This window comes from Thiocystis violascens DSM 198 (assembly GCF_000227745.2).
GTDB lineage: Bacteria > Pseudomonadota > Gammaproteobacteria > Chromatiales > Chromatiaceae > Chromatium > Chromatium violascens.
In genome coordinates, this window is the sequence record NC_018012.1 from 3,135,077 (window position 1) to 3,157,416 (window position 22,340).

Genomic DNA, 22,340 nt, shown 5'->3' on the forward strand with positions numbered 1-22,340 from the left:
TGCCAGACCCCGTCGCCCGGAAGCCACCGCAGACCCGCAAGTCGCCCGCAAGCGGACTCCTACGTCAAAACGTGGCTATAATCCCAGAATCAATCGCTGAAATCCCGATAAGTCGTCTTGTAGCCAAGATGACGGAATCAAGCGCTCGGCGGGTGATCGCGATTCCGATCTTGTGTCATCCATCATGGATTTGGCCATGATGGCACTCGCGAAATTGGCCAGATTTGTTATCTTTACGTTCCTGGATGGGACTCAGGGTATTCTCACCGCAATGGAAATGACCCAGCGAGAGATTTATGTTTGGCCTCAGCCGCAAAAATAATCCCCTCCTGGGGATCGACATCAGTTCGACCGCGATCAAATTGATCGAGCTTTCCAGAAATGCGGTTTCCGCCCCGACGTTGTTTCGGGTCGAGCACTACGCCATCGAGCCGCTCCCCCTGAATGCCGTGCTCGAAAAAAAAATTGCGGATTCCGAAGCGGTCGGTAAGAGCATCCGTAGCGCCTTGGTCAGGGCTGGAACCAAGACTAAGCGCGCGGCCATTGCGGTGGCGGGCTCGGCGGTCATTACAAAGGTGATCTCGATGTCGGCCTCGTTCAGCGATGCCGAAATGGAAAGCCAGATTCAACTGGAGGCTGATCAATACATTCCCTATCCCCTGGAAGAAGTCAATCTCGACTTCGAGGTGATTGGGCCATCCCTGAACAGCCCCGACATGGTGGACGTTCTGCTGGCCGCCTCCCGCCGGGAAAATGTGGACGATCGCGTTGCCGCGCTTGAAATCGCCGGTTTGACGGCGATCGTGGTGGATGTCGAAGCCTATGCCATGGAGAATGCCTGTTCGCTGTTTCCGAGGTCTGGCGCCGAGGAATCTCATGATCGCACGGTGGCGCTCGTGGATGTCGGCGCGGCGACCACGACGCTGCATGTTCTGCACCGGGGCCAAATTATCTATACCCGCGAGCAGAACTTCGGTGGCATGCAGTTGAAAGACGAAGTGCAGCGTCGCTATGGTCTCTCGCGCGAGGAGGCCAGCCAGAAAATCCTGACCGGCGACGTCGCCGAGACCTACGAGGCGGAGGTGCTCGATCCGTTCAAAGAGGCGCTGGCGCAACAGATCGGACGCGCGCTCCAATTTTTTTACTCTGGAACGACCTTCAACCATGTCGACCAGATCCTGCTCTCCGGCGGTCCGGCCAGCATCCGTAAAATCGATGTCCTGGTCGAAAATCGGCTCAAACTGCCGACCCTTGTCGCGAATCCCTTTACCCAGATGTCTCTTGCGCCCAGCATCGATTCCCAGGAACTGATGCGCGAGGCGCCCGGCATGATGGTCGCCGTGGGTCTCGCCCTGCGAGGATTCGACGATCCGCGAGGATTCAAATAAATGGCACGGATCAATCTACTCCCCTGGCGCGAAGCCGCGCGCCAACAGCGTCAGAAGGATTTTCTGACCGCCGGCGGTATCGCCCTTGGCATCACGCTCCTCCTCGCGGTTCTGGTGCATCTCTTTTTTGAAGAGAGGATTCATGACCAACAGACACGGAATCAATATCTCGAAAGCGAAATTGCGAAATTAAATATTAAAATTAAAGAGATACAGGATCTGGAGAAAACCAAGGCGGATCTGCTCTCGCGCATGGAGATCATCCAGCAGCTCCAAAAGAGCCGCCCCGAGATCGTCCGCTTGTTCGACGAATTGGTGACGGCGATCCCCGAAGGGGTCTATCTGACCAAGATCGAACAGAGCGGCCGCTCGGTGGTGATCGAGGGACGCGCCCAATCGAATGCGCGCGTGTCGGCCTTCATGCGGAAAGTCGAAGCCTCCCGGTCGATCGGTAAACCGCGGCTCATGCTGATCGAAAACAAAGACAAGACCGAGACGGGCCTGAGTCATTTCCGTCTGTCGTTCGATCAGATCAGCCCGAGTCCGGAGTCCGAATCCAATGAGAAGAAGGGATCCGCATCCACTGCCGATGGCGTCTGGCAGCCGGTCATCCATGCCCAACCGCCAGGAGCCCGGTCATGGACTTGAATGAACTGAACCAGCTTGATGTCAACAGCTTCGGCGAATGGCCAAACCCGGTCAAGGCCGTCGCCATCCTCATTGCCTGCCTTGCCCTCGGCGGTCTCGCCTATTACCTCGACACCCAGGAACAGCTCGTTCGTCTCGATCAGGCACAGGCATCCGAACGCGATCTGCGCACCAGCTTCGAGGCCAAGCAACGCAAGGCGGCCAACCTGGATGCCTATCGTCAGCAACTCGTGGAGATGCAGGAATCCTTTGGCGCCATGCTGCGCCAGCTCCCCAACAAAACCGAGGTCGCCTCGCTGCTGGTCGATGTCTCCCAGACCGGGCTTGCGAATGGGCTTGAGTTCCAGCTCTTTCAGCCGGAAGACGAACGCACCAAGGACTTTTACGCGGAGTTGCCCATTCGCATTCGGGTCACGGGAACCTATCACGATTTCGGGCGCTTCATCAGCGGTCTCGCGGCATTGCCTCGCATCGTGACCGTCCACGACGCGCAGATTACGGGCGACGCCGCCAAGCCCGGCGCCAAACCTGGCGCGGCGGACAGCAAGCTGACGCTTCAGGCAACCGTGAAGACCTATCGTTATCTGGACGAGGACGCGGCAGAATGAATCGCCATCGCATCCTGATCCTGTCGCTCCTGACGCCCGTGCTGATCGGCGGTTGTGGCGGAGACCGGATGAGCGAGCTCGAAGCCTATGCGCAGTCAATTAAGGCGCGTCCTCCGGGGCCGATCCAGCCGCTGCCCGAGATCAAACCGATCGAGACCTTTGTGTATCTTCCTGGCGAGCGGCGCGATCCCTTTACGCCGGATGCCGAGGCCATGCCTCCCGAACCCTTGATCGAGGATAACGGCCTGGCGCCGGATCCCAATCGGCGCAAGGAGGAGTTGGAGGGCTTTCCGCTGGACTCGCTGCGCATGGTTGGAACGCTCGATCAGGATGCAGAGCGATGGGGTCTCGTCCGAACGAAGGACGGCATCGTTCACCGCGTGAAGGTGGGTAACTATCTTGGCATGAACAATGGGCAGATCACCAATATCAGCGAGGATGCCATTCAATTGATCGAAATCGTCTCCGATGCGCCAGGCCAGTGGCGGGAACGTCCGGCCACGGTTGCGCTGACCCAATAAATTCGTGGAGTGAAGACTGATGATCAGCCTGTTTCAAAGAGGTCGAGGGGGCAGACTCTGGCCTATCATGTCCGCTCGCATGACGGCGCGAGCCCATGCCCTCGGCCTTCCGATTCTCCTGTTGATCATCGGCACGCAAGCGGGGGCGGCCGATTTAACGGATGTTCAGTTCGCCGCGCTCCCCGGCAGTCGCGTCGAGATTCAGTTGATCCTCTCCGGACCCGTGGCCGCGCCCGAAACATTTTCGACCGAGTCGCCGGCGCGGATCGCGCTGGATTTCCCCGGCGTGACCAGCAAGCTCGCCAGTAAGTCGGTTCCGATCGGTGTGGGGCCGTTGCATAGTCTGGTCGCGGTCGATGCGAGCGACCGCACCCGTGTGGTGCTCAATCTTACCGATTCGGTTCCTTACGAGGTCAGCACGGCAGGCAATCGCGTGACCATTCAGGTCAATACGCAAGGCAGTGTCGCCAGCGCGCCGCCCGAGGCACCGCCAGCCGCCAGTCCGACAGAGACGCGGACGAGTCAACCGCCGGCTGCCTGGAACCCTCGCGCACGTCCTGCGCGGTCAGTAGCTTCCGGACCCGCGTTACGAGATATCGACTTTCGTGGCAGCGGAAGTGGCGAAGGCCGGGTCGTGATCCGGCTACCGAATCCGGATACCAGGGTTGCTGTGCGCGAAGAAGGTAGCCGTGTTTTCGTCGATCTTTATGATACATCGCTCCCCCAACGACTCTTCCGACGGCTAGATGTGGCGGACTTTGCAACGCCGGTGACGGCGATCGAGTCCCGGCCCAACGGACGTAATGTCGAGATCGAGGTCCAGACCGAGGGCGATTTCGATCACATGGCCTATCAGACCGATGAACTCTTTACCCTGGATTTTCGCCCGCTGACGCCCGCCGAAAAGGAGGACATGGCGCGGCAGAAAGTGGTTTATGACGGGAATCGGCTGTCACTGAACTTTCAGGATATCGAGGTCCGCGCGGTGCTTCAGGTACTCGCCGATTTTACAGATAGGAATCTGGTCGCTAGTGACAGCGTGCAGGGCAACATCACGCTGCGACTCAAGAATGTCCCTTGGGATCAGGCGCTTGACATCATTCTCAAAACCAAAGGTTTGACAATGCGGGAGCACGGAAATGTCATTATGGTGGCTCCGATCAAGGAATTTGCTGAACAAGAATTACTAGAGGTCCAATCTTTTCAAAGAATTGAGGAGCTTGCGCAGCTTCAAACCGAGACTATTCCGATTAAATATGCCAAGGCGGCTGACATTGCTGAAGTTATCGAGGGGACTGGACAAAAGTCAAAGGTTTCAAAGTCTTCTGACAGTGCTTCCGGTAGCTCTAAAGGTATAGGTAAGCAAACATCTTCTGGTAATCAGGCAGGCTTTAATCTTAGTGGAAACATGAGTGGCAGCTCGGAATTTTCGTCCGCCTACGAGAGATCTGACAGCATTCTATCATTTCGGGGTTCTGTCACTTCCGATGAGCGAACGAATACCCTAATTGTTCAAGATACTAGAACAAACATAGAAGCAATTCGTAGTCTTGTCGTACTGCTCGATGTGCCAGTACGACAAGTGATGATCGAATCACGAGTTGTTATCGCTAACAATGATTTTGCCCGAGATCTTGGTGTGCGATTCGGTGTTTCAGGCTCGATGGGATCTCTCGGTAGCAATGAATTGTTGGTTGCGGGCGGCCAGCCAGGTAGTCTCGCTGTTACTGGTTTCGACAAGGGCCCATTCGGGCTCAATGTCGATACCGGAACCCCCTATAACTCTGGATTGATCGATGACGATGACAATCAGACACTGATCACGAATCTGCCTGCCCTAGATCCTTCGGGATCCATTAACTTTCTGCTCGGTAAGGTTGGTTCTTATCTTCTTCAGCTAGAGCTTTCAGCGATGCAGCGGGAAGGACGGGGCGAGATTGTTTCCAGTCCAAGGGTCATCACTTCGGACCAAAGTAAGGCTAGCATCAAGGTAGGTCAGCAGATTCCTTATAAGACGGTCTCGGAGAGTGGCACACAAACAGAGTTTAAGGATGCTGTGCTGCAACTGGACGTAACGCCTCATATTACGCCAGATGATCGGGTAATCATGGAACTAATGGTGAGTAAGGATTCGGCGGACTATACAAATCAGAGCGTTGACGGCGTTCCAATCAATACTCGATCGGTAGAGACAAATGTTTTAGTTGAAAATGGCGAGACCGTGGTGCTCGGCGGTGTTTTTGAGCGTCAAAAGTCTTTCCAAAAAGAGCAGGTGCCTTGGCTTGGCGACGTTCCAGTACTTGGCCGTTTGTTTAAAAATGAGGCGCGTCTGGACAACAATTCCGAACTCCTGATCTTTGTAACGCCAAAGATTCTAAAGGGTGACGCGGCAGTGGCACGTTAGTTTGCGATGAGAGAGAGAAAGCAATGAAGACTTCATTCGTTTTCGCCTTGGTTCTGTCAGTTTTGATTTCCACATATATTTTTGCGGATGAAAATATAAAGGATAGATATCTGGCCGAAAAAGAGATTGATGAGATGGATCTTCGGCTTCGTAAAGCAGAACTTGAAAATGAGACTTTAAAGCGGCAAGTCGAGTTGGCTAGACGTGAGCAAGCAAGAAAAGATAGACAATTAGAATATGAAAGGCAATTTCAAATGCAGAAAATCGAATTGCTTCGACTAGAACAAAAAAGGCAGGATAAAAAATTAGACTATGAAGTAAATTCTGGGGATAGACTTTTAAGGATGCAAGAAAGGAAACAAGAGCTTATCGAAGAAGAAGATCGTGAAACGAGTGAATGGATTGATAACCTAATGAAATAGAGGTGTTTCTTGCGACTCCGCTCCGCAGTGTCACGGCTTTTTCGGCGCTCGGCGCCGCAAATGCGAAAACTCCGATTTCAAAAAGTACGGTTTTTTTCGATCATGCAGGCCGCATCTTGGATCAATGTCGCTAGAATGGTCAAAGTGGCGACCCGTTGACGGCCGCTCCCGATCCACCCGTCGCTGGACAGGCTGAGTGACGCCCGCCCCCTCCATCCAATGCGCGCGGGTATGGGCTACGTGCCCTTGCCCGCGTGCCGAAAATCTGGCATATCGTTCGCTATGATGCGTGCACAGAATATTTTTATCGTCGGCCCAATGGGCGCCGGCAAAAGTACCGTCGGTCGGCAACTCTCCGAGTCGCTGTCATATACTTTCAAGGACAGCGATCAGGAAATTCAGCGCCGCACTGGCGTGGATATCCCGACCATCTTTGAATTCGAGGGCGAGGAAGGCTTTCGCAACCGCGAGCGTCAGGTCATCGAGGAACTGGTGAGCGAGGAACGGATCGTGCTGGCCACCGGGGGTGGGGCGATCCTAAACCCGGAGAATCGTCAAAATCTTTCTTCCCGAGGGGTGGTGATCTATCTGCACTGCAGCCCGGAGCAGCAATACGCCCGCACCGCCCGTGATCGCAACCGTCCCTTGCTCGACACCGAGGATCCGCTGGCCAAACTGCGCGAGATCATGGAAGAACGCGAACCGCTCTACCGCCAGGTCGCCGACATGGTGGTCTCCACCGAGAAACGTGGCACCAGTTCGGTGGTCAAGGAAATCTGCCGCAGACTCGCTTCCGAAGAGATCTGAACGGGGAGGTACGATCATGAAAACGCTCTCGGTGGCCCTTGGGGCACGCACCTATTCCATCCAGATCGGGATGGGTCTGCTGTCGGATCCGGAGCTGTATCGATCCTATCTCCAAGGCTCTCAGGTGATGATCGTCACCAACGAGACGGTGGCGCCGCTCTACCTGGACCGTCTCCGGCAGGCTCTGAGCGATTATCGGGTGCAGGAGGTGATCCTGCCCGATGGCGAGCAATACAAGACGCTCGATGTCTGGAATCGGATCTTCGACGCCCTGCTGGATGCCCGGTTTGGACGCGACTGCACGCTGATCGCCCTGGGTGGCGGGGTGGTCGGTGACATGGCCGGCTTCGCGGCGGCCTGTTATCAGCGCGGCGTGGCCTTCATCCAGGCACCAACCACTCTGCTTGCTCAAGTCGATTCGTCGGTCGGCGGCAAGACCGGAATCAATCATCCGGCTGGCAAAAACATGATCGGCGCATTTTATCAACCGCGCGCCGTGATCGCCGATACCGCGACCCTCGAAACCCTGCCCCAGCGCGAACTGTCCGCCGGTCTGGCCGAGGTTATCAAATACGGTTTCATCCGGGACGCGGCCTTCCTCGATTGGCTGGAGACACACCTGTCGGAAGTCCTCGGCCGGGAGTCGGACGCCCTGTCGCATATCATCCTGCGCTCCTGCGAGATCAAGGCGGAGATCGTCGCCGCGGACGAACTGGAAGCCGGCCAGCGCGCGCTGCTCAATTTCGGCCACACCTTCGGGCACGCCATCGAGACCGGCATGGGCTACGGTCAGTGGCTGCATGGCGAAGCGGTGGCGGTCGGCATGTGCATGGCGGCGGATCTGTCGGCGCGGCTTGGCTGGCTGTCGGGCGCGGATCTCGAACGGGTGCGTCGGCTCGTGGCCAGCGCGGGTTTGCCCGTCGACCCACCGCCCGAGGTCTCCGCAGAGCGTTTCCTGGAATTGATGGCTGTGGATAAGAAAGTGTTGAACGGCCAGTTGCGCCTGGTGCTGTTACGGCATCTTGGCAAGGGTCTGGTCACCGGAGACTTCGACCCCGATTTGCTGAGTGCCACGCTCCATGCCTGGGATCGCTGAGCATGCGCGGCGGCGATTGCCATCGAATGGTGCGATTCGCCTCAGAATGGTGCGGACTTCGGGCAGCGACGAGAGCTTTAAGGCATTTCAACGGTCGTTCAGACATCGCATCAAGATCCCAGCAATTCTCAGTTGGCCTGATGAAGCGACAAATCTAAACGAATCCTGCGAACAGTGAAGGGTTTCCCGTTCGTTTTGAGCCCTGAGTTTGACGAAGGGCCGAAGATGAACGGGAAACCCTAAATCTCTGACCGTGAAGCCATTCATGGTTCGACAAGCTAACCATGAACGGCTTCATGTAGCCTTAGCCTTGCTTTCCGGGCAGAGAAGGCGAAACGTTCAGGATCAAACTGAGAATTGCTGTCAAGATCCCCCGTCTGTGGTACGGCTCATGCTTAAGCGTTATCCTTAGCGGTTCTTCGATGGCGAGATGTTTTCCCTGCGGCCCTGGTGCGCTTGCGATTGAATCATCCAGACCATCGGAACACAGGATTGTGCTGTCCAATGACCGGTTGGGGCGTTGCCTGACGGTTGATCGCTCGCGCGCTCGACTGACAGCGCCCGTTGGCAATGGCGCCACAATCGGAACCCTTTACCCCCAGGTATCAACGAGGTCAGAGATGAGCCTTCGTGCCTTTCCTCCCGCACAGGGTCTCTACGACCCAGCCAACGAGCATGACGCCTGTGGTGTCGGCTTTGTCTGCAACATCAAGAATCGGAAGAGCCATGCCATCGTGCGGCAGGGACTCGAAATCCTTGAGCGACTGCATCATCGCGGCGCCGTAGGCGCCGATCCGAAGGCCGGTGACGGTGCCGGTATCCTAGTCCAGATTCCCGATGCCTTTTTCCGTGCCGTAGTGGAGTTCGACTTGCCGCCCGCTGGCAGTTATGGCGTCGGCATGGTCTTTTTCCCGCAGGATGAGCGGGAACGACAGACCATGGAGGAGACGGTCACGCGGCGCCTCCAGGAAGGCGGTCAGCATGTCCTCGGCTGGCGCGACGTGCCGGTCGATAACAGCGATCTTGGATATAGCGTGCTGCCCTCCGAACCCGTGGTGCGTCAGGTCTTCGTCGCCTGCGGGGAGAACTGTCCAGATCAGGATGCCTTCGAGCGCAAGCTGTTCCTGATCCGCAAGCGCATGGACAACGAGATCCGCGAGGCGGGTTTCGACAAGACCGCTTATTACGTGGTCACCCTGTCATCGCGCACGATCAATTACAAAGGCATGCTGCTCGCCCATCAGGTTGGGCGCTATTACCGGGATCTCGGTGACGAGCGCTTCGCCTCGGCGCTGGCCCTGGTGCATCAGCGGTTCTCGACCAACACCTTCCCGACCTGGAACCTCGCACAGCCGTTCCGCATGATCTGCCATAACGGCGAGATCAACACCCTGCGCGGCAACGTCAACTGGATGGCCGCGCGCCGTCACACCATGCGCTCGGAGCTGATCGGCGAGGAACTCGATACCATCTGGCCGCTGATCCCGGAAGGTCAATCGGACTCGGCCTGCTTCGACAATGCGCTGGAACTGCTGGTGATGGGCGGCTACTCGCTGGCCCATGCCATGATGCTGCTGATCCCGGAGGCCTGGTCGGGCAACAAGCTGATGGACGCCCGGCGACGCGCCTTCTACGAGTATCACGCCGCGCTCATGGAGCCCTGGGACGGTCCGGCGGCGGTCGCCTTCACCGACGGGCGGCAGATCGGCGCGACCCTCGACCGCAACGGTCTGCGCCCGGCGCGCTATCTGGTCACCAACGACGACATGGTCGTCATGGCCTCCGAGATGGGCGTGCTCGACATCGCCGAGGAGCGCATCGTCAAGAAATGGCGTCTGCAACCCGGCAAGATGTTCCTGATCGACTTGGAACAGGGACGCATCATCGATGACGCCGAGATCAAGGCCGAACTGGCCTCCGCGCAGCCCTATGGCGAATGGCTGGCCAAGACTCAGATTCATCTCGACGAGCTGCCGACCGACGTGGCGCCCATGGCCCCGGACGAGGGCACCCTGCTCGACGCGCAGCAGGCGTTCGGCTACTCGCAGGAAGATCTGAAGTTCCTGCTGACCCCGATGGTGGTCACCGGTCAGGAGGCGATCGGCTCCATGGGCGCCGACAATCCGCCGTCGGTGCTCTCCAGCCGCCCTAAGCATCTGTCGAGCTATTTTCAGCAGAACTTCGCCCAGGTCACCAATCCGCCCATCGACCCGATCCGCGAGGAACTGGTCATGTCGCTGGTGTCGCTGATCGGCCCCCGTCCCAACCTGCTCGGGCTCAACGAGGCGGGCAAGCACTGGCGCCTGGAGGTCAATCAGCCGGTCCTCACCAACGAGGATCTGGAGCGGGTGCGCCATATCGAGGACAACTCGGGCTCGGCCTTCCGCACCCGCACCCTGCACATGGTCTATCCGGCGCCCGACGGCGCGGACGGCATGGCGCCCGCGCTCGATCGACTCTGCCAGGAGGCGGAGCAGGCGGTGCGCGACGGTTTCAACATCCTCATCCTGTCTGATCGCAACACCAATTGCGACCATATCCCGATCCCGTCGCTGCTGGGCACCTCGGCGGTACATCATCATCTGATCCGTCAGGGCTTGCGCACGAGCGTGGGTCTGGTGGTCGAGACCGGCTCGGCGCTGGAGGTGCATCATTTCGCGGCACTGGCCGGTTATGGCGCCGAGGCGATCAACCCCTATCTGGCCTTCGATACCATCCAGTCGCTGCTGCCGCGCCTGCCCGAAAAACTGACCTTCGAGGAGGCTCAGTACCGCTATATCAAGGCGGTCGGCAAGGGGCTGCTCAAGGTGATGTCGAAGATGGGCATCTCCACCTTCCAATCGTATTGCGGCGCGCAGATCTTCGATGCGATCGGACTCAACAGCGATTTCCTGAAGCACTATTTCACGGGCACGCCGACGACCGTGGAGGGCATCGGACTCGCCCAGGTGGCCCGGGAGGCGGTGCGCTGGCACGTGCAGGGCTATGGCGGCGAGCAGATCTATCGCAAGCATCTGGATGTCGGCGGCGATTATGCCTACCGGCTGCGCGGCGAGGATCACATCTGGACGCCTGAGACCATCTCCGCGCTCCAGCACGCGACCCGCGCCAACAATGCAGAGACCTTCGCGCAGTTCTCCCGGCTCATCGACGAGCAGTCCGAGCGGCTCTTGACCTTTCGCGGTCTGATGGACTTCCGTTTCGCCGAGCAGGACATTCCGCTCGACGAGGTCGAACCGGCCAAGGAGATCGTCAAGCGGTTCGCCACTGGCGCCATGTCCTTCGGGTCCATCTCCTATGAGGCGCACTCGAATCTGGCCAAGGCGATGAACGCCATCGGCGGCAAGTCGAATACCGGCGAAGGCGGCGAGGAGCCCGAACGGTATCGGCCGCTGGCGGATGGTAGCGCGAATCCGGAACGCTCGGCCATCAAGCAGGTGGCGTCCGGACGCTTTGGCGTGACCACCGAGTATCTGGTCAATGCCGACGATATCCAGATCAAAATTGCCCAGGGCGCCAAGCCGGGTGAGGGCGGTCAGTTGCCCGGCCACAAGGTGAGCGCCCAGATCGCGCGGGTGCGTCATTCGACGCCCGGCGTGGGTCTGATCTCGCCGCCGCCGCACCATGACATCTATTCTATTGAGGATCTGGCGCAGCTCATCCATGATCTGAAAAACGTCAATCCACAGGCGCGGATCTCGGTCAAGCTGGTCTCCGAGATCGGAGTCGGCACGGTGGCGGCGGGCGTCTCCAAGGCCCATGCCGATCATGTGACCATCGCCGGTTATGACGGCGGCACCGGCGCCAGCCCGCTGACCTCGATCAAGCACGCCGGCTCGCCCTGGGAGATCGGACTGGCCGAGACCCATCAGACCCTGGTGCTCAACAATCTGCGCGGGCGCATCGCGGTCCAGGTGGATGGTGGCATGCGCACCGGGCGCGATGTCGTGATCGGGGCCCTTCTAGGCGCGGACGAATTTGGCTTCGCAACCGCGCCCCTGATCGTTCAGGGCTGCATCATGATGCGCAAGTGTCACCTCAACACCTGTCCGGTGGGCGTGGCGACGCAGGATCCCGAGCTGCGCAAACGCTTCACCGGCAAGCCCGAGCACGTCATCAACTATTTCTTTTTCGTGGCGGAGGAAGTCCGACGCCTGATGGCCAAGCTCGGCTTCCGCACCCTGAACGAGATGATCGGCCAGTCCGACCGGCTGGAGATGCGTCGCGCCATCGAGCATTGGAAGGCTCGGGGGCTGGATTTCTCGCGGCTCCTGAACAAGCCGGCGGTGGGCACGGAGATTGCGCTCTATAACCGTGAGCAACAGGATCATGGGATCGACCAGGCGCTGGACCATGAGTTGATCCGTCAGGCCAAGCCTGCCCTGCTGGAGGGCAAGCCGGTGCGCATCGAGATCGCCATCCGCAATTTCAACCGCACCTTCGGCGCGCTGCTCTCGGGTCGGGTGGCCGAGCGCTACGGTCATGTCGGTCTGCCCGAGGACACGATCCACATCAAGGCCAAGGGAACCGCCGGTCAGTCGCTAGGCGCCTGGCTGGCGCGCGGAGTGACCGTCGAACTCGAAGGCGAGGGTAACGACTATGTCGGCAAGGGATTGTCGGGCGGGCGCATCGTCATCTATCCCCCGGCGGAGTCGGCCATCGAGCGGGCCGAGGACAATATCATCGTCGGCAACACCGTCCTCTACGGGGCCATTTCTGGCGAATGTTACTTCCGGGGCGTCGCCGGCGAGCGTTTCTGTGTGCGCAACTCGGGCGCCACGGCGGTGGTCGAGGGGGTTGGCGATCACGGCTGCGAGTACATGACCGGCGGCGTGGCCGTGGTGCTTGGCCCGACCGGACGGAACTTTGCCGCCGGCATGTCCGGAGGCATCGCCTATGTGCTGAACGGCGACGGCAGCTTCGCGGCTCGCTGTAACCTGGCGATGGTGGAACTCGAACCCGTCGCCCGCGAGGACGATGCGCTGGAGGCGCTCGATCATCAGGGCGGAGACCTGGAGACGCACGGGCGCGTTGACCTGAGCCACGACATGAGCCGGTTCGACGCGCGGCGTCTGAAACAACTGATCGAACAGCATCTGCACTACACCAACTCCGAGGTGGCGCGGCGCATTCTGGCCGATTGGGATAGCTATCTGCCCAAGTTCGTCAAGGTGATGCCGGTCGATTACCGGCGCGCGCTCCAGGATATGCAGGCCAATCAAAGCCGTCCGCCACGAATGATCAAGCCGTCGAAGGGGATTGTGGATCATGGGTAAGCCAACCGGATTCATGGAATACGACCGTCGCGACCGGCGCTATCAGCCGGCCGCCGACCGAGTCGTGCATTACAACGAGTTCGTGATCCCGCTGAAGGAGAACGAACTCAGCGAGCAGGGCGCGCGCTGCATGGATTGCGGCATCCCGTTCTGTCATCAGGGCTGCCCGGTCAACAACCTCATTCCGGACTGGAACGATCTGGTCTATCGGGGCGACTGGGAGGCCGCCATCGAGGTATTGCACTCGACCAACAACTTTCCCGAATTCACCGGTCGCATCTGTCCCGCGCCCTGCGAGACCGCCTGCACCCTGAACATCGACGACACGCCGGTCACCATCAAGACCATCGAATGCGCGATCGTCGACCGCGCCTGGGCCGAGGGTTGGATCAAGCCCCAGGTTCCCGAGCGGCGTACCGGCAAGCGGGTGGCGGTGGTCGGCTCCGGCCCCGCCGGGCTGGCGGCGGCTCAGCAACTGGCGCGTGCCGGTCATCAGGTGTCGTTGTTCGAGAAAGCCGACCGGATCGGTGGGCTACTGCGCTACGGCATCCCGGACTTCAAGTTGAGCAAGTCGCTGATCGACCGCCGCATGGCGCAGATGCGCACCGAGGGCGTGGAGTTCCATACCAACGCGCACATCGGCGTCGAGATTCCGGTCAGCAAACTGCGCGCAGACTATGACGCCGTGGTGCTTGCTGGCGGTTCGGAGCAACCGCGCGATCTGCCGGTGCCGGGACGCGAGCTTTCCGGAGTGCATTTCGCGATGGATTTCCTGACTCGCAACAGCAAGCGGGTACAAGGCTCTCCGGTGCCCGACAGCGATTTCATCAGCGCGCAGGGCAAGCATGTCGTCGTGATTGGCGGCGGCGACACGGGGTCGGATTGCATCGGTACTTCCAACCGGCATGGCGCGAAGTCGGTGACTCAGATCGAGATCCTCGATCGTCCTCCCGTGAAAGAGGACAAAGGGCTGACCTGGCCCGACTGGCCGAACCGGATGCGTACCTCTAGTTCGCAGGAAGAAGGTTGCGAGCGGATGTGGAATGTCGCGACCAAAGGCTTCCGGGGCGATGTCGAGGGTCGGGTCATGGCGCTCCAGTATTGCCTGGTGCGCTGGGAGAAAGACGCCGAGGGACGCTGGAAAATGGAAGAAATTCCGGGCAGCGAGGGCGAGCTCAAGGCGGATCTGGTGCTGCTGGCGATGGGCTTCATGCATCCCGTGCATGCCGGCATGCTTGCGGAACTCCAGACCGTAGCGGGATTGGAGCTGGACGCGCGCGGCAATGTCAAGGGCGTGACGGAGGGACCGAACGCCTATCGCACCTCGGTCGATGGCGTGTTCAGCGCGGGCGACATGCGGCGCGGTCAGTCGCTGGTCGTCTGGGCCATCCGCGAGGGTCGCCAATGCGCCCGCGCGGTCGACGAGTGGCTGATGGGGGCAACCGGTTTGCCACGATAGGGGCGGCGGGTTTTCGGCGATGAGAAAAGGCGGCCATCTGGCCGCCTTTCTGTTATCGGAAGTACACTCGATCCTTGACCGCGATGGAGATCGCCATGACGACACTCTACGAATCCGATTTTTTTGCCTGGACCAATCGACAGGCCGCTCTACTGCGCGCCGGCGACCTGGGCGCGGTGGATATCGAACGGATTGCCGAGGAGATCGAGAGCATGGGCCGCCGCGAAAAACGCGAACTCTTCAGCCGTATTGCGATTCTGCTCATGCACCTGCTGAAATGGCGTTTCCAGCCGGCGTTGATCGGCAATTCCTGGCGTGCCACCATCAAGGTCCAGCGCCGCGATCTGTTGCGTCTGCTGGCGGATAATCCCAGCCTGAAATCGCACCTGCCGACGATGATCGCCGATGCCTATGGCGATGCGATCCTGATGGCGATCCGTGAAACCGGCCTGGACGAAACGGCATTTCCGCCCACTTGTCCCTGGGGTTTCGACGAGCTGATCGATCCGGATTTCTGGCCTGGTTAAGGTGATTTCCTGGAAATCGCCTACAAACATTGCCCGAAGTCAACAAATCCATCGTCGGGGCTTATCATATGACCAAGCCCCGCCGCCGAGACGGGGCCGGTTTCGCGCGCTGTCGTCGCGGCGAGTGCGAATCGCCAATCAGAAACACCGGAGTGCCCATGGATCGTCAACAAGCCGCTCATTTCATGCTCGAATGTCTGCGCAAGATGATTGCTAAAAAAGGTTCCGACCTCTTCATCTCCGCCGGCTTTCCGCCCGCCTGCAAGATCGACGGCCGCATGACGCCCATGAGCAGCCAGATCCTGAGCGGCGAGCAGACCAATATCCTGGTGCGTTCCATCATGAACGACCGTCAGGTGCGCGACTTCGACGCGCACAAGGAATGCAATTTCGCGATCAGCCCGCAGGATATCGGCCGTTTCCGGGTCAATGCCTTCGTGCAGCAGGGGCTGTGCGGCGCGGTGTTGCGGACGATCAACGCCGGGATTCCGACCCTGGAGGAGTTGAATCTGCCGCATGCGCTGAAAGAGATCGTGATGAACAAGCGCGGTCTGGTGCTGCTGGTCGGCGGGACGGGATCCGGCAAATCGACCTCGCTGGCGGCCATGCTCGGTCATCGCAACGAAAATAGCTATGGCCACATCATCACGATCGAGGATCCGGTCGAGTATGTGCATCCGCATCGGAACTGTCTCATCACCCAGCGCGAGGTTGGCGTCGATACCGAGAGCTGGGACGCCGCGCTGATCAATACCCTGCGTCAGGCTCCGGACGTGATCCTGATCGGCGAGATCCGCACCCGCGAGACCATGGAGCATGCGATCAATTTTTCCGAAACCGGACACCTCTGTCTGTCGACGCTGCACGCCAACAATGCCAACCAGGCGCTCGATCGCATCATCAACCTCTTTCCGGAAGAACGCCGGAGTCAGTTGCTGATGGATCTCTCGCTCAATCTTAACGCGGTCATCTCGCAACGTCTGCTGCCCTGCACCGACGGCGGACGCATCGCGGCGGTCGAGGTCATGATCAACTCGCCGCTGATCCAGGACATGATTTTTAAGGGCGATGTCGGCGGCATCAAAAGCATCATGAAAAAGTCCCGCGAACTCGGCATGCAGACCTTCGATATGTCGCTGTTCGATCTGCATGAAGCGGGCAAGATCAATTACGAGGATGCCTTGCGCAATGCCGATTCCATGAACGGATTGCGCCTGGCGATCAAATTGGAAGGTCGGGAGGCGCGCGGCAAGAACCACTTCGCCGAGACGGATGGCTTGACCATGGTCGGCGACGAGGAAGAGGATGTCTTCGACTCGACCCTGTTTGGCGAGGCGCTGCCCGTCTCCCGGATCGAGGAACCACCCGCGGGTCTCGTCAATCCGGCCGGATCGAAGGCGAGACGATAACGCAGTCAACAGGCAGACAGTCACCGATGGACATCAATCCTTATCTCGAAATGATGATCCGCCATAAGGCGTCGGATCTCTTTTTTACCGCTGGCACGCCGGTCAAGATCAAGATCGAGGGCGTTATCCGCTCCATCGGAGACACGATTCTGACGCCGGCATTCTGTCGCGAGGCGCTGGCCTCCGTGATGGACGAGCCGCAGTTGCGGGAACTGGAGCAGGAGCGGGAACTGGATTTTGCCATCGCCCTGGAGGAGCGCGCCCGTTTTCGTGTGAATGCCTATTATCAGCGCGGCCAGACCGCCATGGTGCTGCGCTACATTCGCGCCGAGATTCCCACCCTGACTGAGCTTGGCTTACCGCCGGTGCTGTCCCAACTCATCATGAACCGGCGCGGGATCATCCTCATGGTCGGCGCCACCGGCTCCGGCAAGTCGACCACGTTGGCGGCCATGCTCGACCATCGCAACGCGAGCGCGTCGGGACATATCATCACGATCGAAGACCCCATCGAATTCGTGCATCCGCATAAGCAGTGCATCGTCAGTCAGCGCGAGGTGGGGCTCGATACCAAAAGCTATGCCCATGCGCTGAAGAGCGCGCTACGCGAGGCGCCGGACGTGATCCTGATCGGCGAAATCCGCAACCGCGAGACCATGGAGGCGGCCATCGAACTGGCGGGAACCGGCCATCTGGCGGTCTCCACGCTGCATGCGAACAACGCGCATCAGGCCATGGAGCGGATCGTCAATCTGTTCCCCCAAGAGATGCACAAAACCCTGTTCATGGATCTGTCGATCTACCTGCGGGCCATCCTGTCGCAACGTCTGGTGCGCACCAAGGCTGGAACCCGCCGCGCCGCGATCGAGACGCTGGTCAACACGCCCCACATCGCTGATCTGATCCGCGACGGTCGTGTCGACGCGATCAACGAGGCGATGCAGCAGAGCGGTCATGAAGGGGTCAAGACCTTCGACGAGGCGCTGCTGGAACTCTATCGCGAGGGCGCGATCACCCTGGAAGAGGCACTGGCCAACGCGGATTCGGCGCCGAACCTGGAGGCGAAGATCCACTTCGGTTAAACCGCGCCCGGTGCGGTAGGCGATGTTTTTGGATTGGAATCACCTCGACAGCCTCTGTGACGGTTGGCGCGGGCGCGGTTTAAGCGATTAAAACTTGAAGTTCAAACCACGCACCTTGGCGCGGAAATCTTCGGTGACCGCCTCGATATCCTGATCGCTGGAGATGACCTTGGGGGTCAGCACCACGACCAGTTCGGTGCGTTTTGCATCCTTGGAGCGTTCGCCGAAGAACGCGCCGGCAAAGGGCAGGCTGTAGAGTCCCGGAATGCCCTGCTTCCCATCGGCGCGCTCATCCTGAATCAGGCCGCCCAGCACGACCGCCTGGTTGGAGCGCACGGCCACCGAACTGGTGATGTTGCGGGTCTGGAAGGTGGGCGAGTCGAGCGTCGAGCTGTCGGTCGGCGCGACCGTGCTCACTTCCTGTTCGATCTCCATCTGGACGAGCCCGCCTGGGGTCACCCGCGGCTTGACCGACAGCATGACCCCGGTATCCCGATATTCGATGGTGTTGATCACGCGATCCGTGGTCGAGGAACTCTGCTGTTGCGAGGTTGCGACGGGGACTTCCTGACCGACCTGAATCTTGGCGGTCTGATTGTCCATGACCATGACGGAGGGCGACGACAGCACATTGACGAGATTCTCGCCCGCCAGCGCGCTCAGGGTGGCTTTGATGATGTCCGGGCGCGAAATCAAGGCCCAGTTGAATCCGGGAAAGGTGGTATTGATGCCGGATTTTTCCTTCGAGTCGAGCAGGCTGCCATCGAGCGACGCGAAACTCTGGCCCTTGGACTGGGTGCCGAAAATCTCCCACTGAACGCCGTATTTGAGATTTCCGGTCAGGGTGATCTCGACAATGGTCGCCTCGACCAGCACCTGCAGCGGAACGATATCGAGTTGTTTCAGGGCATCCAGAATTTTCTTGAAGTCACGCGGATTGGAGCGGATCAGAAGCGAGTTATTGACCCCATCGGCGACGATACTGACGCTGGAGGAAAGTTCGATTTCGCGGGATGAGGCGGTCGGTGTCTGACGGCCTTGACTCCCCGTGGTTTCCTGATTCTTCTTGTCGTTCGTATCCCGCTGGTTTCGGGATCCGATGCTTGAACGAGCGAGTCCGGGCGCGACGCTGCCGGTCGCCCGATTCCGGTCGGCGCTGCTACTGCCGCCGAACAATTCCGAGAGGATATCGGCAAGCGCCTCTGCGTCGCCATGCTTGACCCGGTAGACAAAGACGCGTTCCGCGGCATCGCCGCTAGCTTCCGCCATATCCAGCCGTTCGATCCAGTTGCGCGCCTGCTGGATGTAACGCTCCTGGGGCGAGACGACGAGGAGCGCATTCGCGCTTTCGATCGGCACGAACCGGAAGAGTCCCTTGAGCGGATTGTTGCCGCCCTCGTCGGCCAGCAGGCTCTGGAGTTGGGTGACGACTTCATTGGCCTTGGCGAATTCGAGGACAAAAAATCCGACCGAGAGTCCCGACATCCAGTCGACATCGAAGACCCGAATGGTGTCGAGCAGGTTCCCCATCTCCGGACTGGTGCCGGCGATCACCACCAGGTTGCGCAGATTGTCCACGCGGATGACGCTGCCTTCGGGCGCCAGCGGTTGCAGGATGCTGCTCATCTCCTCGGCGCCAATATAGCGCAGCGGCACGACCTGGACAGTGTAACCATTGGGGAGCGCGCGGGTGGATTCGCCAAGCTGGGGGACGACCTTGCCTTGCATGGCATTGGCGACCGGTACGACCTCGTAGGCGCCATCGCGAAAGACGATGGCCGCGCTATTCATCCGCAGCAGGGTTTCCAGGGTTGGAATGAGATGCTCGCGCCGCAGCGGCCGTCCGGTTTGCAGCGAGGTGACTCCCTGGACCGCCGGATGCAGGACATAGTTGACCTTCAGCAAGTCCCCGAGAATCACTTTGACGACTTCGCGGATGTCGGTGCCGTCGAAATTTAGGGTGACATCGCCGGGGGTGGTATCGACGCTGGGCGGCGTGACCTTGCGGACAAAGGTGCCGCTCCCTCTCTGCAGCGAATCGACCGTCTTGGGTGTCCGCTCGTCGTCGCTGCCCAGCGCGATGGTCTCCGCGCCGGTCCCGCCCCGTTCCTTGAAGGCATCGCGCTTCAGTGCCTGATCGCGATCGATGACATGACCCTCGGGATCGCCCACCTTCACTGTGGGATCCCAATAGCTGCGTTCGCAGGCGCCGAGAGAGATGACCAGGACAAACAGCGGGATCGCCTTCGGCCAAAGGCCGGATCGGATGATGCGATGCGGATTCATGTCGGAGTACATTGAGCCTCGGAGTGACGGTCGCCGAATCACGGCCTAGCGATCGATCACTGGGGGGATTGCGCGCTCCGGCGCCCTCGGTGGGCGCCGCGGGATCGGCATCGGGGCGGCTGGCGGGGGAGGAGCCTTGCTGTAATCGCGCAATAGTAGCGCATACTCCTCATCCTGTCGCTCCAACAGGACGCGGTCTTCGAGAATCTCCCGGACCGACCATCCTTCAATCTCGTCGCCGAGGCGCAGGCGTCGCAGTTTCGGTTGGCTGGGATCCTTCACCCAGGCGCTGACGCTGGTCGGTGTCATCATCACGGCAGTCAGGTCCAGGGTGTCCAACGCAAGGTCCGTTCCGGGAGCGGACGCGGCGGCCGGTGCTTCCTCTGGGGGCGGTTCGGGTTTACGGTCGGGTCGGAACAGCGGGCGCTCGACGATACTGGCATAACTATCCCGGTCGGCGGGGTGTGTCAGTCTGGCCAGCGGGTCCGGCTGCGTTTCTGGCGCGACGCCATTCTCAACCGCGGAGTCCTCGCCAACCCCTGAGCGCGATGTCTCGGGCGGCCAATCCTTCCACTGCAGAACGAGTAGCCCAAGCAGCGCCAGTACGATCATGCCGGGCAGGATTTTCGTCACGAGCCATCTCCGGCGAGGGCGAAACCGAAGATGTCCAGCCTCACGGTCAATTCTCCCGCAGGGTTGGTCGGCATCCGGCGCGCCAGACGACTGCGCGCGTCTTGTGCCGGAAGTTGTGGACGCGCGGAGGAACGCACCGAAACCTGTTCCACGAACAGGAAAGGCCGCGCCTGTTCGAGCTGATGCAGAACATCCAGTAGGGTCTCGGTCGTTCCCTGAATCTGGGTGCGCACCCGCACGCTAGGCGGATCCTGATCCTTCTCCGCCGGAAGCAACTGGGTACTGATCAGTCGACCCTTGGCGGCCGTGACGATTTCCTGCACCTGACTTTGCAGTTGCGCCCCGGCGAGTGCCGGCGTTGGCGCCTTGAAATAGAATTCCTTGAAGGCGTCGTTACCGCGCACACTGGCCAATTCCTCCTTGAGCCGAGGCAGAGTGTTCACTAATCGTCGATAACGAACCCGTTGTTCCTCGCCGGTCTCGATCCGCCGATCCAAGCTGGCGAGCTGGTTTGCCCAAGGGATCAGGATGCCCGCGAGGGCCAGCAGCGGGATCAGGATCGCCATGGTCCAGAGGATCGCGCAGAAGATCTTTGAAGAGGGCTTCGGCATTACTCTGCTTCCTGACGGGTAAAGCGAAACGAGAGATTGAAACGTTCCCGGCCGCTGCTGGCGATTTGCGTCACCGGGGACTTGAACGACACGCCATCGATGCCGGGCGCCTGTTCGAGGATGGCGATCAGGGCCGTTGACTGCCCCGATTCGCCGCGCAGATCGACCTGGCCCTGGTTGTATTCAAAACTCTGAATCCAGGTGTCGTCGGGGAGGCGGTCGGTCAGTTCGCGCAGCATCTCCAGGATCGGCGGTTGCTCCCATTTCCGCTGGAGCACGGCGGTGCTGCCCAGGCGGGCGCGCTCCAATTCCTGCCGCAATTCGTCGACCGCGATAGCTTGGGTACGAAGGTCGCGTAACTCGACGTCCAATGTCTGGGCGATCTTGGTCTTCTGCCAGACCGGGGTTAGCAGAATGGCCAGAACCAAAAGGCAGGCGAGGATCGCCAGGAGGCCATTCGTGCCGAAGGCGTTCTTTTGATGGCGCGGGCGCTCCTCGGGCGGCAGTAGATTCGCGCGTGGCCAGGCTCCGGCCCAACGGATCCGATCGATCGGCGAGCCGGCATCCGCCATCCGTTTGATCCAGCCGCCGATGCGATCGCGTCGGCACAGCGCCAGATCGAGCGTCAATCGGGCGGTCTGCTTGATATTGGCTTGCAGGGCGTAATCGAAAACGATCTCCTGTGCCTGGAAGGGCGAGAGACGATCCAGCTCGTGTTGCATGACCTGATGCAGGTTGCCGCGCACCTGGGCGGGAAAAGACACGCTTCTGGTCAGAATATCGTCCGGAGGCAGCAGCAGATCCGTCCGGTAGCCATGGTCACGACAGCGTTCAAGAATCACTCCGGGCAGAGGCGTGGCGGCATCGAGATCGAAATCGCCCATTTCCTCTCGTTCTTGTCCGGTCGCCAGAAATAAACGCGCCCGCGTACCAGCGACCTCGACGATCAGACGTCGCTGGCGACGCGCCAGGGAGTGCCTGATCAGCGCCGGTAGGCACACCGCGGCTTGCTCCAGAAGATCCTGGAAGAATTCGGGCTTGGAGGTTCCGGTTCCAGGCAAGCTCTTCGGAAAAAGCTTTAGACGATCGATGAACGCCATGGGCGAGATTGGATTCCGCAATAGCTCGTGAACGATGTTTTCGCACCGACAGGCTGAACCGGA

General features: G+C 59.9%; 17 protein-coding genes. 13 read left to right on the forward strand and 4 right to left on the reverse strand.

Annotated features, from left to right (window positions below; translation table 11 throughout):
• Positions 1 to 296 precede the first annotated feature (296 nt).
• The 13 genes from THIVI_RS13840 to THIVI_RS13900 all read left to right on the forward strand — a co-directional run bounded on the left by THIVI_RS13840 (position 297) and on the right by THIVI_RS13900 (position 17,647).
• Positions 297 to 1,388, forward strand: a complete 1,092-nt coding sequence (locus THIVI_RS13840; RefSeq protein ID WP_014779196.1) for a pilus assembly protein PilM — start codon at positions 297 to 299, stop codon at positions 1,386 to 1,388.
• Positions 1,389 to 2,036 carry a PilN domain-containing protein gene (locus tag THIVI_RS13845; RefSeq protein WP_014779197.1) on the forward strand — a complete coding sequence of 216 codons (648 nt, stop codon included), beginning with the start codon at positions 1,389 to 1,391 and terminating at the stop codon, positions 2,034 to 2,036.
• Positions 2,027 to 2,644: a type IV pilus inner membrane component PilO gene (locus THIVI_RS13850; protein ID WP_014779198.1), complete on the forward strand. Its 618-nt coding sequence runs from the start codon at positions 2,027 to 2,029 to the stop codon at positions 2,642 to 2,644. Before THIVI_RS13845 ends, THIVI_RS13850 begins: the two co-directional genes overlap by 10 nt.
• Positions 2,641 to 3,165 carry a pilus assembly protein PilP gene (locus THIVI_RS13855; protein WP_014779199.1) on the forward strand — a complete coding sequence of 175 codons (525 nt, stop codon included), beginning with the start codon at positions 2,641 to 2,643 and terminating at the stop codon, positions 3,163 to 3,165. Before THIVI_RS13850 ends, THIVI_RS13855 begins: the two co-directional genes overlap by 4 nt.
• Before the next feature lie 19 nt (positions 3,166 to 3,184).
• Complete coding sequence (locus tag THIVI_RS13860; protein WP_014779200.1) at positions 3,185 to 5,569, forward strand: type IV pilus secretin PilQ; 2,385 nt, start codon at positions 3,185 to 3,187, stop codon at positions 5,567 to 5,569.
• Between the two features lie 23 nt (positions 5,570 to 5,592).
• Positions 5,593 to 5,991: a hypothetical protein gene (locus tag THIVI_RS13865; RefSeq protein WP_041447007.1), complete on the forward strand. Its 399-nt coding sequence runs from the start codon at positions 5,593 to 5,595 to the stop codon at positions 5,989 to 5,991.
• A 282-nt stretch (positions 5,992 to 6,273) separates the two neighbouring features.
• Positions 6,274 to 6,798 carry a shikimate kinase AroK gene (gene aroK, locus THIVI_RS13870; RefSeq protein ID WP_014779201.1) on the forward strand — a complete coding sequence of 175 codons (525 nt, stop codon included), beginning with the start codon at positions 6,274 to 6,276 and terminating at the stop codon, positions 6,796 to 6,798.
• Positions 6,799 to 6,814: 16 nt separating this feature from the next.
• Entirely contained in the window at positions 6,815 to 7,894 is a 1,080-nt protein-coding gene (aroB, locus tag THIVI_RS13875) for a 3-dehydroquinate synthase (protein ID WP_014779202.1), read from the forward strand.
• Positions 7,895 to 8,514: 620 nt separating this feature from the next.
• Entirely contained in the window at positions 8,515 to 13,170 is a 4,656-nt protein-coding gene (gltB, locus tag THIVI_RS13880) for a glutamate synthase large subunit (RefSeq protein ID WP_014779203.1), read from the forward strand.
• Positions 13,163 to 14,629, forward strand: a complete 1,467-nt coding sequence (locus THIVI_RS13885; RefSeq protein ID WP_014779204.1) for a glutamate synthase subunit beta — start codon at positions 13,163 to 13,165, stop codon at positions 14,627 to 14,629. Before gltB ends, THIVI_RS13885 begins: the two co-directional genes overlap by 8 nt.
• A gap of 95 nt (positions 14,630 to 14,724) precedes the next feature.
• Positions 14,725 to 15,156 (forward strand): DUF29 domain-containing protein, encoded by a 432-nt coding sequence (locus THIVI_RS13890; RefSeq protein ID WP_014779205.1) that lies wholly within the window; start codon positions 14,725 to 14,727, stop codon positions 15,154 to 15,156.
• A gap of 158 nt (positions 15,157 to 15,314) precedes the next feature.
• A complete protein-coding gene (locus THIVI_RS13895) occupies positions 15,315 to 16,565 on the forward strand; it encodes a PilT/PilU family type 4a pilus ATPase (protein ID WP_014779206.1) in 1,251 nt (416 codons plus the stop codon).
• Between the two features lie 26 nt (positions 16,566 to 16,591).
• On the forward strand, positions 16,592 to 17,647 hold the full coding sequence (locus THIVI_RS13900) for a PilT/PilU family type 4a pilus ATPase (protein ID WP_014779207.1): 1,056 nt from the start codon (positions 16,592 to 16,594) through the stop codon (positions 17,645 to 17,647).
• Between the two features lie 87 nt (positions 17,648 to 17,734).
• Here THIVI_RS13900 and gspD read toward each other — a convergent pair whose 3' ends face one another.
• The 4 genes from gspD to THIVI_RS13920 are packed head-to-tail and all read right to left on the reverse strand — an operon-like array spanning position 17,735 to position 22,277.
• The gene (gene gspD, locus THIVI_RS13905; RefSeq protein WP_245537275.1) at positions 17,735 to 19,933 is read right to left on the reverse strand and encodes a type II secretion system secretin GspD; all 2,199 of its coding nucleotides are present in this window, start codon (positions 19,931 to 19,933) and stop codon (positions 17,735 to 17,737) included.
• 45 nt (positions 19,934 to 19,978) lie between these two features.
• A complete protein-coding gene (locus THIVI_RS13910) occupies positions 19,979 to 20,566 on the reverse strand; it encodes a type II secretion system protein N (RefSeq protein ID WP_014779209.1) in 588 nt (195 codons plus the stop codon).
• Positions 20,563 to 21,177, reverse strand: a complete 615-nt coding sequence (gene gspM, locus THIVI_RS13915) for a type II secretion system protein GspM (RefSeq protein WP_014779210.1) — start codon at positions 21,175 to 21,177, stop codon at positions 20,563 to 20,565. Before gspM ends, THIVI_RS13910 begins: the two co-directional genes overlap by 4 nt.
• On the reverse strand, positions 21,177 to 22,277 hold the full coding sequence (locus tag THIVI_RS13920) for a PilN domain-containing protein (RefSeq protein WP_014779211.1): 1,101 nt from the start codon (positions 22,275 to 22,277) through the stop codon (positions 21,177 to 21,179). The genes gspM and THIVI_RS13920 overlap by 1 nt, the downstream gene beginning before the upstream one ends.
• Positions 22,278 to 22,340: the final 63 nt, after the last annotated feature.

Bases quoted from the DNA above. Each gene is read 5' to 3' on its own strand.
- gltB (WP_014779203.1), top strand. From the start codon at position 8,515: ATGAGCCTTCGTGCCTTTCCTCCCGCACAGGGTCTCTACGACCCAGCC.
- THIVI_RS13845 (WP_014779197.1), top strand. From the start codon at position 1,389: ATGGCACGGATCAATCTACTCCCCTGGCGCGAAGCCGCGCGCCAACAG.
- THIVI_RS13855 (WP_014779199.1), top strand. From the start codon at position 2,641: ATGAATCGCCATCGCATCCTGATCCTGTCGCTCCTGACGCCCGTGCTG.
- THIVI_RS13920 (WP_014779211.1), bottom strand. From the start codon at position 22,277: ATGGCGTTCATCGATCGTCTAAAGCTTTTTCCGAAGAGCTTGCCTGGA.
- THIVI_RS13850 (WP_014779198.1), top strand. From the start codon at position 2,027: ATGGACTTGAATGAACTGAACCAGCTTGATGTCAACAGCTTCGGCGAA.
- gspM (WP_014779210.1), bottom strand. From the start codon at position 21,177: ATGCCGAAGCCCTCTTCAAAGATCTTCTGCGCGATCCTCTGGACCATG.
- aroK (WP_014779201.1), top strand. From the start codon at position 6,274: ATGATGCGTGCACAGAATATTTTTATCGTCGGCCCAATGGGCGCCGGC.
- THIVI_RS13895 (WP_014779206.1), top strand. From the start codon at position 15,315: ATGGATCGTCAACAAGCCGCTCATTTCATGCTCGAATGTCTGCGCAAG.
- THIVI_RS13885 (WP_014779204.1), top strand. From the start codon at position 13,163: ATGGGTAAGCCAACCGGATTCATGGAATACGACCGTCGCGACCGGCGC.
- THIVI_RS13860 (WP_014779200.1), top strand. From the start codon at position 3,185: ATGATCAGCCTGTTTCAAAGAGGTCGAGGGGGCAGACTCTGGCCTATC.
- THIVI_RS13900 (WP_014779207.1), top strand. From the start codon at position 16,592: ATGGACATCAATCCTTATCTCGAAATGATGATCCGCCATAAGGCGTCG.
- THIVI_RS13890 (WP_014779205.1), top strand. From the start codon at position 14,725: ATGACGACACTCTACGAATCCGATTTTTTTGCCTGGACCAATCGACAG.
- gspD (WP_245537275.1), bottom strand. From the start codon at position 19,933: ATGAATCCGCATCGCATCATCCGATCCGGCCTTTGGCCGAAGGCGATC.
- THIVI_RS13840 (WP_014779196.1), top strand. From the start codon at position 297: ATGTTTGGCCTCAGCCGCAAAAATAATCCCCTCCTGGGGATCGACATC.
- aroB (WP_014779202.1), top strand. From the start codon at position 6,815: ATGAAAACGCTCTCGGTGGCCCTTGGGGCACGCACCTATTCCATCCAG.
- THIVI_RS13865 (WP_041447007.1), top strand. From the start codon at position 5,593: ATGAAGACTTCATTCGTTTTCGCCTTGGTTCTGTCAGTTTTGATTTCC.